General features: G+C 34.1%; 17 protein-coding genes. 2 read left to right on the plus strand and 15 right to left on the minus strand.

Going from position 1 to position 17,088, the window contains the following annotated elements:
* Positions 1-12: 12 nt before the first annotated feature.
* Both BAQ46_RS28290 and BAQ46_RS28295 read right to left on the minus strand, forming a co-directional pair.
* Positions 13-852, minus strand: a complete 840-nt coding sequence (locus tag BAQ46_RS28290) for an aminoglycoside phosphotransferase family protein (protein ID WP_071743340.1) — start codon at positions 850-852, stop codon at positions 13-15.
* 187 nt (positions 853-1,039) lie between these two features.
* Positions 1,040-1,789 carry a Nif3-like dinuclear metal center hexameric protein gene (locus BAQ46_RS28295; RefSeq protein WP_048557280.1) on the minus strand — a complete coding sequence of 250 codons (750 nt, stop codon included), beginning with the start codon at positions 1,787-1,789 and terminating at the stop codon, positions 1,040-1,042.
* An 83-nt stretch (positions 1,790-1,872) separates the two neighbouring features.
* Here BAQ46_RS28295 and BAQ46_RS28300 point away from each other — a divergent pair, with 83 nt between their 5' ends.
* The gene (locus tag BAQ46_RS28300) at positions 1,873-2,082 is read left to right on the plus strand and encodes a hypothetical protein (RefSeq protein WP_000801653.1); all 210 of its coding nucleotides are present in this window, start codon (positions 1,873-1,875) and stop codon (positions 2,080-2,082) included.
* 179 nt (positions 2,083-2,261) lie between these two features.
* Here BAQ46_RS28300 and BAQ46_RS28305 read toward each other — a convergent pair whose 3' ends face one another.
* From BAQ46_RS28305 to BAQ46_RS28330, 6 genes are all read right to left on the minus strand, one after another.
* A complete protein-coding gene (locus BAQ46_RS28305) occupies positions 2,262-3,161 on the minus strand; it encodes a PhzF family phenazine biosynthesis isomerase (RefSeq protein ID WP_071743331.1) in 900 nt (299 codons plus the stop codon).
* Between the two features lie 11 nt (positions 3,162-3,172).
* Positions 3,173-3,949, minus strand: coding sequence for a GNAT family N-acetyltransferase (locus tag BAQ46_RS28310; protein WP_000638674.1), 777 nt, complete (start codon positions 3,947-3,949; stop codon positions 3,173-3,175).
* The gene (locus BAQ46_RS28315; RefSeq protein WP_001264490.1) at positions 3,946-4,650 is read right to left on the minus strand and encodes an SDR family NAD(P)-dependent oxidoreductase; all 705 of its coding nucleotides are present in this window, start codon (positions 4,648-4,650) and stop codon (positions 3,946-3,948) included. Before BAQ46_RS28315 ends, BAQ46_RS28310 begins: the two co-directional genes overlap by 4 nt.
* Positions 4,647-5,210, minus strand: coding sequence for a GNAT family N-acetyltransferase (locus tag BAQ46_RS28320; RefSeq protein WP_071743333.1), 564 nt, complete (start codon positions 5,208-5,210; stop codon positions 4,647-4,649). The genes BAQ46_RS28315 and BAQ46_RS28320 overlap by 4 nt, the downstream gene beginning before the upstream one ends.
* Positions 5,211-5,354: 144 nt before the next feature.
* The gene (locus tag BAQ46_RS28325; protein ID WP_084638403.1) at positions 5,355-6,848 is read right to left on the minus strand and encodes a class I adenylate-forming enzyme family protein; all 1,494 of its coding nucleotides are present in this window, start codon (positions 6,846-6,848) and stop codon (positions 5,355-5,357) included.
* A 143-nt stretch (positions 6,849-6,991) separates the two neighbouring features.
* Positions 6,992-7,525 carry an NAD(P)H-dependent oxidoreductase gene (locus tag BAQ46_RS28330; RefSeq protein ID WP_002170196.1) on the minus strand — a complete coding sequence of 178 codons (534 nt, stop codon included), beginning with the start codon at positions 7,523-7,525 and terminating at the stop codon, positions 6,992-6,994.
* Between the two features lie 124 nt (positions 7,526-7,649).
* On the opposite strand from BAQ46_RS28330, the gene BAQ46_RS28335 reads away from it, so the two are divergent.
* The gene (locus BAQ46_RS28335) at positions 7,650-7,973 is read left to right on the plus strand and encodes a winged helix-turn-helix transcriptional regulator (RefSeq protein WP_000554057.1); all 324 of its coding nucleotides are present in this window, start codon (positions 7,650-7,652) and stop codon (positions 7,971-7,973) included.
* A gap of 193 nt (positions 7,974-8,166) precedes the next feature.
* On the opposite strand, the gene BAQ46_RS28340 is transcribed toward BAQ46_RS28335, so the two are convergent.
* From BAQ46_RS28340 to BAQ46_RS28375, 7 genes are all read right to left on the minus strand, one after another.
* Positions 8,167-8,967: a hypothetical protein gene (locus BAQ46_RS28340; protein ID WP_000418468.1), complete on the minus strand. Its 801-nt coding sequence runs from the start codon at positions 8,965-8,967 to the stop codon at positions 8,167-8,169.
* A gap of 305 nt (positions 8,968-9,272) precedes the next feature.
* Complete coding sequence (locus BAQ46_RS28345; RefSeq protein ID WP_000662957.1) at positions 9,273-9,548, minus strand: ArsR/SmtB family transcription factor; 276 nt, start codon at positions 9,546-9,548, stop codon at positions 9,273-9,275.
* A gap of 229 nt (positions 9,549-9,777) precedes the next feature.
* Positions 9,778-13,125 carry a trifunctional glycoside hydrolase family 18/polysaccharide deacetylase/glycosyltransferase family 2 protein gene (locus BAQ46_RS28350; protein WP_071743338.1) on the minus strand — a complete coding sequence of 1,116 codons (3,348 nt, stop codon included), beginning with the start codon at positions 13,123-13,125 and terminating at the stop codon, positions 9,778-9,780.
* A gap of 177 nt (positions 13,126-13,302) precedes the next feature.
* Positions 13,303-14,625, minus strand: coding sequence for an anti-sigma-I factor RsgI (gene rsgI / locus BAQ46_RS28355; RefSeq protein ID WP_076875315.1), 1,323 nt, complete (start codon positions 14,623-14,625; stop codon positions 13,303-13,305).
* Positions 14,615-15,337, minus strand: coding sequence for an RNA polymerase sigma factor SigI (gene sigI / locus BAQ46_RS28360; protein WP_013246469.1), 723 nt, complete (start codon positions 15,335-15,337; stop codon positions 14,615-14,617). The genes rsgI and sigI overlap by 11 nt, the downstream gene beginning before the upstream one ends.
* Before the next feature lie 553 nt (positions 15,338-15,890).
* Complete coding sequence (locus BAQ46_RS28370; RefSeq protein WP_000136100.1) at positions 15,891-16,652, minus strand: glycosyltransferase family 2 protein; 762 nt, start codon at positions 16,650-16,652, stop codon at positions 15,891-15,893.
* 336 nt (positions 16,653-16,988) lie between these two features.
* On the minus strand, positions 16,989-17,088 hold a 100-nt coding region (locus tag BAQ46_RS28375), incomplete at its 5' end, for a heavy metal-binding domain-containing protein (RefSeq protein WP_084638402.1).

The raw sequence follows: 17,088 nt of genomic DNA on the forward strand, positions 1-17,088 counted from the left end.
AAAATATTTGTACTATAAAGTCACCTCAACCTCATCCATCCAATAACGCCAAGCTGCTAAATAATCTTCTAAATCTTTCGGGTGGTGCCGTAAACATGTATCTATACGCAAATATAATCCTATGACTATCTCTTCATATAAATCACGGTCATTTTTATGAAATACACATTGTTTCATCGCATAACCAATCGTTTCTTTTGTTAAATCTTCTGGAGTTGAACAGAACGCATAAATTAAATCGTATATAGGATCTCCTAACACTGGTAGGGGATCAATTACACCATGCAACTCATTTCCTTGAAATATAAAATTATGAAATCCAAGATCACCATGTAATAAAAATGGCTGATTTATTCCAGCATCCCTATTCGCTAACTTAAGAACTTTTCTATACTCTTCCTCACTTATGTACGGTCTTACATTTTTATGAGCTTCCACCACATTTGTCGTTAAAAATTCATTCCAAGATTGAACCGGACTTTCTTTCCATCCCCAGCCATCTATACGTGAAACTATTTCATACTTATTAATAACTTCTTTTACAAGGGTACTAAGCGTAATTCTTTTTTGTCCTCGTCCGCACGAAGTACTACCTTCAAGGAAAGAATACACAATATATGTATGTAAAGGTTCCTTATACAAAAGATTTGCAAACAAAGTATTCCTTTCATAAAAAGAAAGAAAAATAGCTTCTTCACGTATTACTTCCGCTTCATTAAGTTTTACAACGTATTTTTCATCCAACAAATATACAGTACTTGTCGTTCCCCCGTTCAGCACTTTTACGCTAGTTGGATAATGTGAAATCACTTTCTCCTTAACTAGTTGTGCAGCGATTGTTGAAATGTCCATTCCCTCACCCTTTAATCCCGAAGATTTCTTCAATTCAAAAGACAACTTTACTATTATTTGACAAACACAAGGGAATTCCTCCTAAAAATCTTAATATAACAAAAAATAATTTTATTTCATTGCAACTGCTTCCTTCAATATTTCATCAAATAATTCATTCCATTTATGATAATGTGATACAATTTCTTCACTCCAAATGATCTTCATTTAATCTAGTAATTTCTATTAAATTATCTCTTTCTTTTAACTTACGAGCTAAACTTTCTACACCAAAAACTTCTGTAAATGTGTGGCTACCTACTATTAAGTTAATGCCTTTAAATTTCGCATGTTGCACTGTGTATAATGTTTTTTCTCCAGTTATATACGTGTCACACCCTTTTTCTAATGCACGTTCAATCAAATTTGTATTGTTCCCTGCACCAGTTAAAATCGCAATTCGTTTTACTGGTTTATCATGGTTTCTCCAGCTCTTCACTTTCTCTTCCATTTTTTCTTCAAGTCTTTCAACCAAGTTTAAAAATGCAATCGGTGCTTTAAATTCTCCTATTCCAGGTAATTCCTCTTCCTCATACGTAGAGTATTCTAAAATTGTATCTATCGCAATTTCATTAAATAATGATGTACACGTACCAAATTCAATAAAATCTAACGGCAAATGAATCCAAAAATGATTCATTTCATATTGTTTTAATTTCTCAATACAAGCCTCTTCCATTCCAAATAAAAAACTCCACGGTGCATGATGTGTAACTATCATGTCGATTCCATTTTTATACCCTTCTTCAATCGTCTCTAACGTCAAATTTGTTGTGTAACCAATTTTGTGAAATTCATCTTTACTTATATGAGTAAATCCATATTCACCATCACCGTATTTATGAAGATGCTCTCCAAATAATGATGTTATATATTCATTAAACTGCGTTATATTCATTTTTATTTCTCCTTTCATTTACTTTTATATTTCAAAAATAAGGAAATACTAACAACAACGTTACATACATATAGGAGGACAATATGAAACCTGAATTTTTAAAAGCTGTACATGATGCCATCGGAAATGTCGAACACATTCATATAGAGGAAAGCGGTGCTGACAGCTTACTCATCCATCATGATGATGCACAGCAGTTACAACAAGTCGCTAAAACGTTAGAAAATAACAATTTCCGCTCTGCTTTAAGAACAACTGGAGATGCTTCGTATATTGAAGTATTGAACAGATAGTGAAAGTCCGGATGTATGCTGGGCTTTCTTTTTTATCCCGCATTAACGGGCAGTAAGACCCTCACCTCAAAATTCAACGGAAGCAAAGAAGTTAGGTGGGGGATCAACTGCCCGTAAAAGCCCGATTGGTTCAACTAATAATCAGTGGGGATGCCCCACCCACTGATTAAAGTTTCACTTTATATTAAAACTTCAAACTCTTTCACATATACCGCTGTTCCAGCAATATCTATTTGTAACTTCTCATTTTCTACATCTTTCGTTACATATACCGTTACACGACCATCTTTATGTATTTCTTGCCCTTGTTCAACGATTAACTCCATTTCATGGTCAACATCTTTCTCCACATACGTCGCATAATATGCTCCCATTACACCTGAAGCTGTTCCTGTCACGGGATCTTCAATCGTTCCAGCATAAGCTGATGAGAAATGACGCCCATGCATATGTACCTTTTCGTCATAAGTTTCTAGACAAATTGGGTGAATAGAAGCATTAGGTATTTCTTTTAATACCGATGGAAACACCTCATTGTTAGGTTTCATTCTCTCACATACATCTAGATTTTTAACCGGTACAATTACGGTCCAGTTCCCCGTACTTCCATATACAATCGGTAAACTTACATCTAAATCATTTACTTCTAAACCGATACTATGAGCTAATTTTTCTTTTGAACCTGTAAATTCTTTAAACTGAGGTGCTGCCTGCCTCATTTTAATAAAGGTTTCTCCATTTTCATTTACACCTATTTGTATCGGTAAAATCCCGGCCTTCGTTTCAATCGTAAGGCTTGCTTTCTCTTCTAATAAACCTCTTTCACGCAAGGCAAATATTGTCCCAACTGTCCCATGACCACATAAATCCATTTCAAAACCAGGTGTAAAGTAGCGCATTCTTATATCTCCTACTTCTGAGGAAAGAACAAAAGTTGTTTCGTTAAATCCAACTTTTTCAGCAATACGCTGCATTTCCTCTTCTGTTAATCCATCTGCATCTAATACAATACCTGCTGGATTACCCATATTCGGTTTATTCGTAAATGCGTCATAATGAAATACGTTTATAGTCTTCATCTTCTTTTCTCCTAACCTTCTTTAAAAATTTTATAATAAAGCTCTATCTCCGTTTTCAACGAACAATTATTTCTCCAAAATATTCTCTGCATCTTTTCATTTGAAGTATGTGCGCTTCCGATGTAATAAGTAGCCCCTATTTCCTTTAACATATGTAAAGATTGAAGATGCAGCCGGGAAGCAATTCCTTTCCCACGATAACAAGGCATTACCCCAAAATAAAATAATCGTCCTTCACTTTCTGTTCCAGTTTCTATATGCGGTATGGACATACCAATCAGCTCATTTTTATCATAAAAAACAATACATGACTTTTCCCAACCCTTACCTAACTCTGTTTGTACAGAATAAAAATGTTCATCGATAGTTAAAATTGAAGTTTGATTCCCTGAACCCGACATACATTGTTCCCAAATATATTTAAATTCTTTTTCCGATAACGTTCCTTCTGCTATTGATCGATATGTATATTGTCTTTCAAGTTCTTCTATATTGTTCAATTCTCTACATACTTCTACCTTTGCTGCGTGCAAAGAAAAACCTGCATCAAGTAACACCCTCACACTTGAGTTATAACTACTAAACCTTTTGTTTAATACAATACTCGCTCTTTTTAACTCCCAATTAAAACAAACCTCTTCAAATCTACTTATCTTTTCTTTATATGTTTGTACGTTATACAAAACATCTTCTTCTATTTCTTCAATCGTTACTGCATGTGGTAAGCCATTTAATACTTTTTTAGAAGGGCCAAACAAATTCTGAATGATTGCAAGATCGTATATCACCACTTTAATTCACCTACACCTGGCTCAATAAACTTCCCTGAAACATCCTCATTTGAATCTATTATCCAATCATATATATTTTTTGCTCCTTCAGCCGGGGTCATATTCGCATCAAAAGCACCAATTTCAGTCTTTAATTTTCCAGGGTGAATAGCAGTTACACGAATTCCTTTATCCTCAAACTCTTGTTGTAAACAGAGCGTTAACATGTTTTGTGCAGCTTTAGCAATTCGATATGAATATGAGAAATGGCCTTGCGGAAACTCTTTGTTGGCCATTTTATGCAATGAACCTAACCGAGAGGACACATTTATGATTCTCGGATGATCCGATTTAGCTAAAGCCACATATGTACCTTTTACAGCTCGAATTACACCTAAGCAATGAATATTAAATAAGTCCGTTAACTCTTCTGAATTCGTATGTAAAACCTCAGTCTCCTTTCCAGTAATTCCTGCGTTATTTATAACTAGATCAATATACTCTGTATATTCCTCAAGCTGTTTCTTAATTTGTTCTGTACTTTCATCAGCCGATAAGTCTGCTAATATAGGAAAACATCTGCAACTAAACATTTTCTTCAATTGTGTTAACGCAACCTCAGTTCTAACTAACGGATAAACGATATGTCCATTTTCATGAAACACTTTTACTAACTGTAACCCTAATCCGCGATTTCCACCTGTAATTAGAACTCTCATATATTCATCTCCTTATTTTTAAAATAAATAAGAAAATCCATCCACTTACCATTCTCTAATGAAAACGCCTCTCTCTTGCATTCAAAAGAAAAACCGGCTCTTTCCGCAAGACGAACGGATGGCTCATTATCAACACGTATATGTAATTCGATTCTATGAAAATGAAGACGATTAAAAAATAACGATACTGCAGCTTTCACACTTTCCATGCCATATCCGTTTTTCCAGTATTGATTATGTATGGAATATCCCATCATCGCCCATTGATAGTCCATACGTAAAATTTTAATCAGCTCTAGCTTACCAATATTAGCTCCGTCTTCTTTACGAAAAATACCTAATACGTACATCTCATCTCGATGTGCTGCTTCATCAAAGCCTCTAATCCATTCCGTGAACCATTCTTTCGTTGATGATGCCATAACTTGATAACCATCGTCATATTTATACTGCGATGGTAACCTCTTATGAAATCCATCTAACCAACTTTCATAATCATCATTTTGGAACGGACGGATCATCAGTCTCTCTGTCTCTACCTGTAATAGCGGCAGCTTCATTTACATCTCTTCCCTTGATTAATATTTGAATATTCTTTATTATCTTACACAAAATACAAAATCTAGTAAATTATTATGTTTTGATAGACAAAAACCCAGTCATGCTTTATACATAACTGGGTTCTTCATCGTTTAATAACATTTTTATTTCACAAGAACTACATCCCTTAATTCCCTCTTCAACACTTTCCCTAAAGCGTTTTTCGGTAATTCTTCTACGAATACCACTTCTGGAATTTTGTAACTTGCTAACTTCTCCTTACAATACTGAATAATACTTTCTTCTGTTACTGTTGTTTCGCCATCCTTCACAATGTAAGCTCTTGGAACCTCTCCCCAAAATTCATCTGGAACTCCAACTACTGCCACTTCTAAAACACCATGTATTTCATGAATAACATCTTCTACTTGGTCTGGATATACATTGTCACCACCGCGTATAATAACGTCTTTATATCTTCCCATAATATGCAAGAATCCGTCGTCATCTATCATGCCAGCATCGCCCATGTTAAACCAATTATCTTTTACTACCTTCTTTGTCGCCTTTTCATTATTCCAATACCCTTTAAACATGTATGGACTTCTTACATGAATCTCTCCAACTTCATTTGCTTTAAGTTCATGTCCTGTTTCTGGATGAACAATTTTCACCTCTACATTTTTCAAGGCTTTTCCTACAGAAGACATCTTTTCTTTTCCCATCATTGGATGCCATGAAGTTACAACCCAACCTTCTGTACTACCATAGCCTTGCACCATATAGATTCCTTTTTCCATATATTTTTGAATGAGCGTTTCTGGCACTTTTGTTCCACCGCTTTGTGCTACTTTAAAGGTTGAAATGTTCCGTTCTTTTTTATTTAGTTCATCAAGCATATAGCTATAAACAGCCGGGAATGCAAGCATCGTAGTAATTTTCTCTTCTTCAATCTTATCCCAAATAAGAGTAGGATTCGAATCAGCTAAGAAGATCATCGTAACACCATGATAAATACAATTTAAAATAGAAAGCACGCCACTCATATGAAATAATGGATGCACGGATAAAAAGCGTTCACCTGCTGGAATTTCTCTTTGTCCTGCAATCTCTGCAAAATAATGATGTAAGTTTTTATGTCCAATTACGCATGCTTTTGCCTGTCCAGTCGTTCCTGAAGTAAATAAGTAAATGGCATCATCTTCTTCATGAACTTCTACGTTCGGTTCTGTCATTGGCTGTTTTTGCAACTCTAATTCAAATGAACCAAAGCCTTCTTTTGTCGTTTGAATTACATAAGGAATTTCTTTAACAGCATCAACATTTAATAACACTTCACTAAATTCTTCATCAATAACTAACACTTTTAATTTCGCTTCTTTTACAATCGTTTCTAATTCATATACAGTAAGCTGATGATTTAGCGGAATACATACCGCTCCAATTTTTAAACTTGCCATCATAACGCTTGGAAATGGGTGATTATTTTTGCATAGTATTCCTATACGATCTCCTCTTTGCACACCATTATGTAATAAATAATATGCAAGCTGATTTACTCGTTCATTATATTGCTGAAACGAATATCTTTTCTCCCCCCCTACAAGCGCTTCCAAATTTGGTGATTGCATTGCTCTTTTTTGTAATAATTTTTGCATCGTTCTCAAGTAAAACTCCCCTTTATATATGTTAGGTTTTTTATTTTACCAGATTAACTATTAATTTACTAAAGATTACACTTAGTGAATATAACAAGAATATAAAATAGCCATTTACTTCACAAGTAAATGGCTATTTCCTCTTATATATTAGAATACTTCTTGTTCATTACATATTGCACATACTCAGGTGCACTTTTATCAATCTCTTCATCACTTAATTTATATTCGGCACCATATAAATAAAATGAAGGTATAAATTTCATGTCTGTATATAAGCATGTAGCTTGGAATGGTTTCGTCAACTCATCCATCGTAATTCCGCTATTTTCATAATCTTTTTCTAATCCACCTATAGAAACTGCTACACCAAACTCTTTTCCCTTCACTTTATCCCCTTTTGATCCGTATGCAAATCCATATGTTAATACATCATCAAACCATTTTTTTAATAATGGCGGTGTGCTGTACCAGTAAAGCGGAAATTGGAATATATATCTGTCATGTTCTACTAATAACTTTTGCTCTTCTTCAATATTAAACTCCCAGTTTGGTGCCACTTTATATAATTCATGCACCGTAATTTCATCTGAATGTTTCTCAAGTTCTTCTATCCATCTTTTATTAATTTTTGATTTTTCAATATGAGGGTGTGCTACAATTACAAGTGTTCTCATCATTTTCCATCCCCTTTATAAATGAATCAATCCTTTACATATTAGTATGAATGCATTACATATAATTGAAAAGTACGTACTTTCAGGTGCTATAGGAACCTTGAGGTACCTTTGGAGGTGTTATATGCATCAAAATGATAACTGTCCAATTGCAACGACGCTCGATGTAATCGGTGGAAAATGGAAAGTTCATATTTTATGTGTTTTGATGGATGGAAAAATGCGAACAAATGAAATCCGACGAGAAATCCCAAACATTACGCAAAAAGTTCTGACTCAACAACTTCGGCAACTTGAAGCTGATGGGATTATCCATCGTACTGTATATCAAGAAGTACCACCAAAGGTTGAGTACACAATAAGCGAATACGGGAAATCTTTAATGCAAATTATGAATGAACTATTTGAATGGGGAAAAGATCATCAGCTCAAAAGATTACATGACTAAAAAGGCACTATATACTTTGTTTAATCCTCAATGTTTATATTTTGTGTTTTTATAAATTTTATTTTTATCGTTTTTGGGCTAACTTGTTTTCTTAGATTGATGGACGTGACCCCACATCCATCAATCTAAAAAGATATAATTAGAAAAATGAGATTTCTATACAATTTCGCATATAAACACTACTTCTACCTCATTAAACACTTGCCCGACTTTTTCTAATCTCAATTGTACGTAAACTATAAAGGAGCACACCTAAACCGAGAATTTTTTCGTTATTAGACGCATTAGAACCTAAGGTAATAGTAGGTACATTTAAACCCATAAACCTTTCACTCCATTCTATAGGCATATATCCCTGCTTACCAATTACTAATGTACGTCCATCTATTGTACGGAGAGTACTTTGAATAAAATCAAACTCAACTTCTACATCTGACAATTTTGTGGCTTTATCTGTCATCAAAGTACCTCGTATCATAGTAAATCCTTGTATCATTTTTTCTTTAAACATACCAATCTGATTATAATTTGAATCATAGACTACCCAATCATATCCGTCCACTTCAGTATGAAAATAAGCTAGAATTTCCCCGCTACTCGTTTCTAATCCGTAAACATCTTTATTATGTAAAAAGGGTATTACTGAAAAAAGAATATTTGATGAAACCATCTTTGTTCCTGCTATATACTTACCATCAGGATGATATAGACCAAATTGCTTGTTTCGTTTTGGTAATTCTAATACAACCAAAGTATCAACATCCCAAAATGTTGCATTACTTTTTATCATATTCTTTTGTATCAACTTTCCTTTTCTTAACTGCCAAAATCCAATCCCAAAAAAGATAGAAGCAGCGATAACAAAAAAGATAAACTGCCCCCAATTAATATGTCCCCAATCTTCATATACAGCGCATAAAGCAAGAATAAAAATACCCGTCCCAATTAACAGTTTCAACTTTCCTTTTCGTTTATAGTAATCAAATAATTCCATTTCTATATCTTCACCCCTTATTTGTGGTTCCTAACTATTAATATATCAAAAACATATAATTCCCTCTATTCAAAAATATAAGTTCTTCCACTGTCCACTGCATTGGAAACAAAGTGATAGTCGGCCTTTTGAGCTCAAACTCCTGAGAAAGAATAAAAGCGAAATCAATATTTTTTTATTTTAGAGATAATACCATATCACCATCAAGCTAATAAAAAGATACTCCTTAAAAATAAAAAACGCTATTCTCTCTGTAAAATCATAGAAAAGAATAGCGTTTCTTATTTTGAAATAGAAGTCAGCATTTAAACTAAACATGCTAATATTGATTTTGTGCGATTGTCAGTTACTTCATAATAAATTTCTAATCCTTTCCGAGTACCTGTAACCATTTTAGCAGCCTTTAGTTTAGATAAATGTTGACTAATTGTACTTTGAGGCATTTCCAAATCCCCATACATTGTTGTTACATTAGTAGGACCTTTTGCAAGCATTATTTTTACTAATGATAAACGAACAGGATGCGCCAATACCTTTAGTACTTCAGAGATTTCTTCAAACATTTCTTTTTGTTCTTTCATCTTATTGCTCCCCTTTTATATACATATTTATGTTATCCATATATATAATTCGAAGGTATATACAATTTTATGTCCGTCATTTTAAAAAAATATAAAAAAACTTTTTCTCGAAACTAAAGGAGTATCTTCACATAATGTCTCACTATTAGAACTCTTATAGATACAGATGTATGTACTCTACACTCAGCTCACTAAAATTAATAAAAAAGAGAGCAGATAACCTGCTCTCTTAAGATGCCTCCTTATGTTCCGTGGAATGTTTTACACTTCCTATTCTCTTTAGCTTATTCCAACCTACCGCTACTCCTCGAATCGATGAGAATATAGATTTAACGACAACATAAGTCATAAATTGACGATAAATAAAGCGTTGTAAAATTAACAATACTAATGGTTTCGGATTCTCTTCCTCTAATTTAAATGCAAATAGAGATGCGAGAAGATCCATTAAAAAGAATACAAAATAAAATCCTAAAACTTTTAGCGGATCACTACTAAATAACCCCATAATCATTAATATATCTGCAAAAGGAGCAATGAATTGCAAAACATATTGGAATAACCACATGTTAGGCAATGCAATAAATCCTAACGTTTTATGCTTTGAATTACATAACGCTTTTCGATGTTTCCAAAGACATTGGAGTGTACCATATGACCAACGATATCGCTGTTTAATGAGACTTTTCACATCTTCAGGTGACTCCGTAAAAGCATACGCTTTTTCTTCATATACAATTCTATGTCCTTGACGTAAAAATGTAATAGTAAGATCTGTATCTTCTGCTAATGTATCTTCGCTTAAATATCCCGATTCAACTACATTCTTCTTACGCCACGCCCCAATAGCCCCTGGAACTACTGTAATACAATTTAATTCATCAAAAGCTCTACGTTCTAAATTAAATCCTGTTATATATTCAACATGTTGCCAAGTAGTTAACAAGTTTCGTCTATTCCCCACTTTAACATTACCTGAAACTGCTGCTACATTTTGATCTTCAAAGTGTCTAACCATGAGAGAAATGGCGTCTTGCGCAATAATAGTATCCGCATCTAAAGTGACAATAATCTCTCCTCGCGATTGTTGAAACCCTAAGTTCATTGCCGATGATTTCCCGCCGTTTTCTTTCTGAATGAAACGAACTTTAGAGTGTTTATAAAATGTTTCTTGCATTACTTTTGACGTACCATCTGTCGATCCGTCATCCACAACAATAACTTCAAATTCTCCATACTTACTATCCAAAATTGAGCGAATCGTCTTAGCTATCACCTTTTCTTCATTATATGCTGCTATGACAACACTAACAAAAGGTTGATAGGACGAATGAATAGTGTGAGGTAGCGTTTTTCTTTTCTGCTTCCATGCAAAATAAATTAAGAATAAGAATCGAAAAATCCCTAATCCAATAGCGATATAAAAAATAGTTGTTAATATATGTTTAAAGTATCCCGCCCCTGAAAAGACAGCTTTATTGTAAAGTAAATATTGCTTCCCCTCAGAAGAAACAGGAGGCATAATTTCATCACGTTCTTTATTCATTAAATCTGAAATTGTTACAAAACTATATCCATGCTTTTTTAAGTCTTTAATAATGATCGGCAACGCCTCTACCGTATGGGTACGATTCCCTCCCGCATCATGGAGAAGAATAATATTTCCCTCTCCCTTATAAACGGGATTAAGAGCACGCTTTACTAATTCATTTGTTGATGGTGTTGCCCAGTCCTCAGGATCCACTTTTTCTGCTACCATTGTATAGTTCATATTTTGTGCCCGTAAAATAGGCAATATTTCATTTGAGGAATCCGGGTTAGCATCCGCTTCGTATGGTGGCCTAAACAAAACTGTAGAATGCCCAGTTATTTCCTGGATCAGACGTTGCGTCGTATTAAGTTCTACTTTGGTTCGTAGTAAAGACGTATCAGCTACGTTAGGATGCTTGAAAGTATGATTGCCAATTTCATGCCCTTCATCGTATATTCTTTTCACAATACTAGTATTTAGTTGTGCGTTTTCACCAAGTACAAAAAAAGCAGCTTTGATCTTATTCTCTTTTAATATATCTAAGATTTCCGGCGTATATTTCGGGTCTGGTCCATCATCAAATGTTAGTACTACTTGTTTCCCTTTCGGTTTTCCATATCGTTGCACTTCGTATGCAGATGGTAAGGATTGATATACTTCATCTGTAAGATAACCATCTTTACCTACTTTAAAATCTCTCAATCCATTTTGCTTTTCATTCTCAATCTGTAAAATTTCACCTTGTCCAGAATAATTCACTTCATCTAAACTAGTGATTTTATGTAATACATCAGGATTTTTTTGTGCCTCAATCGGATTTTTTAAAACTTTCCATATTGTAGGATCTTCTGCTCCTAATCTCCATAACGCAAACCCCTTTGCTTTGTTGTCCATTGCGATTTTCACTTGATTATAGAGAGTAACGCCGTCTAAGAACCAAGCAGTATGTTCTTTATCTCCTGTTTTATATCTAAAATAAGGATTTCCACTCATCTTATCCCATTGAATATTCATATCTGAATTATGAGCCATTACCATAACTTCTGAAAAAGTTAAAGATTTCGCCGGTTCCTTACTATTTACTTTCCAATCATATCCATAGTTACCGAAAGCAACTATAAGTTTATTAGACGGAATATTCAGTTCTTTCAATGTGTGTTGAAACCATTTATTTGAAGCAATTGGTCCTGGCTCTCCTGCTCCATAGTGCTCATCGTACATCATTACAATCATTCGATCTATTATTTTTGCTAACGCACTATAATCAAAAGCCTTATCATTAGCTGGAACATCTTGTGTAACGAGCAAATCATGTTTATGAAAGACCGTAGTAAGTTCTTTCATAAAATTTGTTACGTTTTCTCTATCACTTTCAGGTACGGCCTCAAAGTCAATATTAATACCCGCAAATCGATTCTTTTCAACTTGCTTTACTAAATCATTTATAAACTTTGTCTTTACATCATTTGAGGAATTCAGCAACTTATGAATTAGCCCACTATCCGGACCAGAAGCTTCCTCAGTATAGTTAGTTAGTAAAGGCATAATTTTCACTTGATTTTTTTCTGCTAACTTTACTATCTCAGGTTTTATCTCACTTCTAATCGTTAAATCTGCTTTTAAATGATACCACTCCGGTACTAGCGTGGTTAATGAATCAATATTTTCTTTTAAAGAAGCGGTACTATTTTCATCCCAGTTTACATAAAAACCATACACTTCTTTACGTTGTTTACTATCCTTCGGCGAATTCACCAAATTTTTATTATCCTTCGTTTCGGTATTTGGTTTAAACTCTTCCTTCTTTAACTGCTGATCACTAAGTTTTTGATTAATTGGTACAAGTTTAGTATCTTGTTGTACAGCTGTATTCATATTTGGAATTTCTGGTGTTGAAAAAATACTTCGAAAGAAAAAATAAAATACAATACTTACGCTAACTATTGAAATACATAGAAACGAAATAAAAGCTATGTTTCTTCTTCCTTTCGGATCATAAAAAACAGGTTTTACTTTATCTTTCTCTTGTTGAATGTTTTTCTCCATTATATTTTTCACATACTCCTTCTTAATAGAACGATAGAATAATAAAGTACAACTTTAAGCAGCCCAACTCCCACCTAACTTCTTTGCCCTAGCCAAATTTTGAGATGGGAGTTTTACTGCCCGCAATAGTGAGATAACTCCTTTTCACTTTAAAATGAATCTCCCACTTCTATATTTCTATTGATTCTTCTTTTCATTCCCTTGCTGGTGGCCTCTATTTTCTTGTTGAGATCCTCTTCCGTTGTTCCCTTGCTCGTTTCCAACACTTTCTTTCTGGGATCCTCTTCCGTTGTTCTCTTGCTGGTGCCCATTATTTCCTTGGGACCCTCTTCCGTTGTTCTCTTGTTGGTGCCCAGTATTCCCTTGGGACCCTCTTCCGTTATTTCCTTGCTGATTCCCATTATTCCCTTGCGATCCTCTTCCGTTGTTCTCTTGCTGGTGCCCATTATTTCCTTGGGACCCTCTTCCATTATTTCCTTGCTGATTCCCATTATTTCCTTGGGACCCTCTTCCGTTGTTTCCTTGCTGATTTCCATTATTCCCTTGTTGGGATTCTCGACCGTTGTTTCCTTGCTGATTCCCATTATTTCCTTGTTGGGATTCCCTACCGTTATTCTCCTGCTTATTCCCTCTATTTTCTTGCTGAGATCCTCTACCATTGTTTTCTTTTATTTGCTTCGTTGGCTGTTCCTCTATTTTCTTTTGTTCTTTATGCTCTGGCTTCTCATATTTTTTGTCTTTTACAGAAGACAAATCTGGCGATACATCAGGAGATGACTCCGGCTGTGATTGCACCTCTTCTTCGTTTTCCACCGGATTAGACGGCGTGGCAGGCGGCGTAACCGATTTGTTCTTCTCATTCTCTTGCATTATATAGACACCTGTACCAATTCCAGCTTTTCTAGCATTCTCTCGTACTTGCATCGTGCTACTTTGATATTCGACTGTAATATGTTTTAGCTCATATTCTTTCTTTAATTCTTTCATTACCTTTTCCAACTTCGGTTCTAGCAACTTATCCTTTGCAATAGCGGTTAGCATAACTTGCTTATCATTCGTTAAATACTTATCCTCTTGACTCTGCTTTATAATTGTACGTATTACTTCTTGCAATTGTTTATTTTCCCATTGCTTCAATTCTTTTAAAATACGCCTTCCATCATCATTACAAGCTTGTAAATCTATAACGCGAAGATCCTTCGTTACGCTCACTTCTAAACTTGGATTTATATCAACTGAGACGTAAGCGAATACTTTTTCTTCCGGTTGGTTGTAGAAAAATAACAGCGCACATAGAAAACAAGCAACAAGTAATGATGCCGGCTTTAAGAAATAAGGGATTGAAAAACGCGATGCTTTTTGTTCTTGCTCATCAAATGAAATTTCCTCTCCAATCATGCAAGAATCCCCTTTTCTTTTACACGTAATAAACTCTCCATTTGGCGTTAAAACAACTACGCTATGTTTTTTTATATCCATCACAATTCCTTTATTCATCATGCTTCCCTCCCCTTATATAATCAAGAATGTATGTATAGTTGTTTGCGAAGATAATACACATTGCAATGATATATTTTCTATGCCGTTCCAACGTTTTACGACTTACCCTAACACGCGGTTCAATATGTTTAAGCGGTAACTTTTTCTTCCGGAACAGCTCCTCCATCATTTCCTCTTCTTTTATAATCATCTTTACAATTTCTATTAAGTGTTCACGCGTATCACGATGCTTAGGAGATTCTTTAGCAAGCTCTGAAAATGTGATTTTAAACTCAGCTAACACACTTTGAAAATGGAGAATTTCTTCCTTACGGTTACCATTTTCTATTTCCTTCATATACTCCGTAAGCGATACTTGCATTTCTAACATTTCCTCTTGCTCATCTTCTTTTAAAAAGACAAGGTTATGCTTAGACTCCTTGCGTATATAGTCAATTACATCTCTTTTTATAAGAAGATCAGCAAACGCTAGAAAAGATTTCCCTTTTTTATATGAATACTGTTCAATTGCTTCGTTAAACGCAAACAATCCAATACTATATTCATCATCCTGTTCTGTAATATATCGGCGGCAGACAGACGAGATTGATTTTCTAATAAACGGCTGATACTGTACGATAAAAGCTTCTTTATCTTCTTCATTATTTTGTATGTTACATACGATATCTTCTATTTTCGGTTTTCTTAAGATCTTCATTACTAAACTCAACACGGGTAATCTCTCTCCCTCCTTCTGCTTGAAATAGAAAAATGGTCACTAAACAAGTGACCATTCAACCACAGTTTCTTTAGGCTTGTCTTCTTGTTGTTCATATTTTTCAAAGCCAACTTTTCTATCGTTCTTACAGTTAGGCTTACATTTCACTCTACTTTCTTATTTTCTTCCGCTTGTTTTGCTTGCTCTGTTTCTATTTTATCTGCAATCCTTGAATAACTCTTCTCTATATCATTGGTAATTTCACCCTTTTATTTCGGATGCCCCACTTAATCTAGTAATTTTATTAACACGTCAATATTCTTTCATAATCAATTTTCTTCTATTTATTTTCTTCACTATACATATTCGGAGGAATACAAAGTTTTATGGGGGTCAAAAAATATTTTTTATAAAAAATACATATTTATTTCAAAAATAAAAACCATTGATTTGAAAAGGACTAATCAAATTGATGGTTTTCTTATCATATCTATTAAATTAAGTTCGGCTCTCATTATGTATAAAAAAATCTGCTGTTCTCCCTATTTCCTGCCGCTTTTCTCCATCGTTATCTTTCTTGATTATCATAATATGTCTTATCTGCATATTTTTGATCATTTCCTTTTAGATAAGCTAATATTACTTTTGGATTTTTAAGTAAAGCCCAGTCTCCATATGTATCAAATCTTCTGCATGAAGTTATCATGCCATTTTTAATGGTACCAAATTTCTTATTATTTCGTTTTCCCCATTCTTTTAAGCGTTTCGCGAAATCTGCATCCTCTGCCATAAGCATGTTTTCATTAAATCCGTTAATTGCCATAAAATCTTTTCTATAACACCAAAAAATCCCCACAGATATAGCTCCGTACTTAAAAAGTAAGGGAATTATAATTAGAATTGCAGAAAAGAATATTCCAAAAGACATTCTTTCGAACTTCCCATTCACCCCACCACCAATATATTTACCTGAAGATAAATATTTATCTACATTAGATAACAAAGACTCTGTCATTATCGTATCAGCATCTATAGTAACGATTATTTCTCCACTAGCTATTTCTGCCCCTGCATTTCGGATTTTAGATAAGTTTTTATCTTCATTTTTTAATGTAATACAATCATAAGATTTTGCTATTTCCTCTGTTTTATCTGTGCAACGATTTAAAACAACTATAACTTCCGTTTGCTCTTTATATGCCACTGATGCTTTTGCAATTGAATCCAAACATTTTCTAATGTACTTTTCTTCATTATGTGCAGGGATTATAATAGAAAACTTCACATCTTTTTGTAAATCGCTTCCTGAAGATTCGTTTATTTCAGTCATAATATTCCCCCTTATTTTAGATAAATATATGTTATACATAACATATATTAAAATTGATTAAGTTTTATTATAAAAAAGTACTTAAAACAATATAGACATATTATTTTAATTGTAATAGGGCTACTATTAAGCTAACAAAAATTGACGTTGCATAAGCTTAGCTTAATAGGGACGTGTTGGGGCCTCTATATAAAAAACCACAGTTTACACCCAAACTGTGGTTTTTTGACGTACAATGATTTATCAACTTCTGTTTTTAGTCTTAAAATCTGCAACAGAACCAGGATCCCTCCTGAAAGTATAAATTCCAAGGAGGGAATCCGTTTTTTTATTTACTTATATACGTACAGCTGTACCACTTACCGCAACCATTAACATTCCATCACGAACAACTTCGTAATCTACGTCAATACCAACGATAGCGTTCGCACCTTTT

This window comes from Bacillus paranthracis (genome assembly GCF_001883995.1).
Taxonomy (GTDB): domain Bacteria; phylum Bacillota; class Bacilli; order Bacillales; family Bacillaceae_G; genus Bacillus_A; species Bacillus_A paranthracis.

What these genes read in the sequence shown, in the direction of transcription:
- BAQ46_RS28335 (WP_000554057.1), top strand. Translation starts at nt 7,650, where the DNA reads ATGCATCAAAATGATAACTGTCCAATTGCAACGACGCTCGATGTAATC.
- BAQ46_RS28295 (WP_048557280.1), bottom strand. Translation starts at nt 1,789, where the DNA reads ATGAATATAACGCAGTTTAATGAATATATAACATCATTATTTGGAGAG.
- BAQ46_RS28300 (WP_000801653.1), top strand. Translation starts at nt 1,873, where the DNA reads ATGAAACCTGAATTTTTAAAAGCTGTACATGATGCCATCGGAAATGTC.
- BAQ46_RS28350 (WP_071743338.1), bottom strand. Translation starts at nt 13,125, where the DNA reads ATGGAGAAAAACATTCAACAAGAGAAAGATAAAGTAAAACCTGTTTTT.
- BAQ46_RS28290 (WP_071743340.1), bottom strand. Translation starts at nt 852, where the DNA reads ATGGACATTTCAACAATCGCTGCACAACTAGTTAAGGAGAAAGTGATT.
- BAQ46_RS28340 (WP_000418468.1), bottom strand. Translation starts at nt 8,967, where the DNA reads ATGGAATTATTTGATTACTATAAACGAAAAGGAAAGTTGAAACTGTTA.
- BAQ46_RS28330 (WP_002170196.1), bottom strand. Translation starts at nt 7,525, where the DNA reads ATGAGAACACTTGTAATTGTAGCACACCCTCATATTGAAAAATCAAAA.
- BAQ46_RS28320 (WP_071743333.1), bottom strand. Translation starts at nt 5,210, where the DNA reads ATGAAGCTGCCGCTATTACAGGTAGAGACAGAGAGACTGATGATCCGT.
- BAQ46_RS28325 (WP_084638403.1), bottom strand. Translation starts at nt 6,848, where the DNA reads ATGCAAAAATTATTACAAAAAAGAGCAATGCAATCACCAAATTTGGAA.
- BAQ46_RS28345 (WP_000662957.1), bottom strand. Translation starts at nt 9,548, where the DNA reads ATGAAAGAACAAAAAGAAATGTTTGAAGAAATCTCTGAAGTACTAAAG.
- rsgI (WP_076875315.1), bottom strand. Translation starts at nt 14,625, where the DNA reads ATGATGAATAAAGGAATTGTGATGGATATAAAAAAACATAGCGTAGTT.
- BAQ46_RS28305 (WP_071743331.1), bottom strand. Translation starts at nt 3,161, where the DNA reads ATGAAGACTATAAACGTATTTCATTATGACGCATTTACGAATAAACCG.
- BAQ46_RS28370 (WP_000136100.1), bottom strand. Translation starts at nt 16,652, where the DNA reads ATGACTGAAATAAACGAATCTTCAGGAAGCGATTTACAAAAAGATGTG.
- BAQ46_RS28315 (WP_001264490.1), bottom strand. Translation starts at nt 4,650, where the DNA reads ATGAGAGTTCTAATTACAGGTGGAAATCGCGGATTAGGGTTACAGTTA.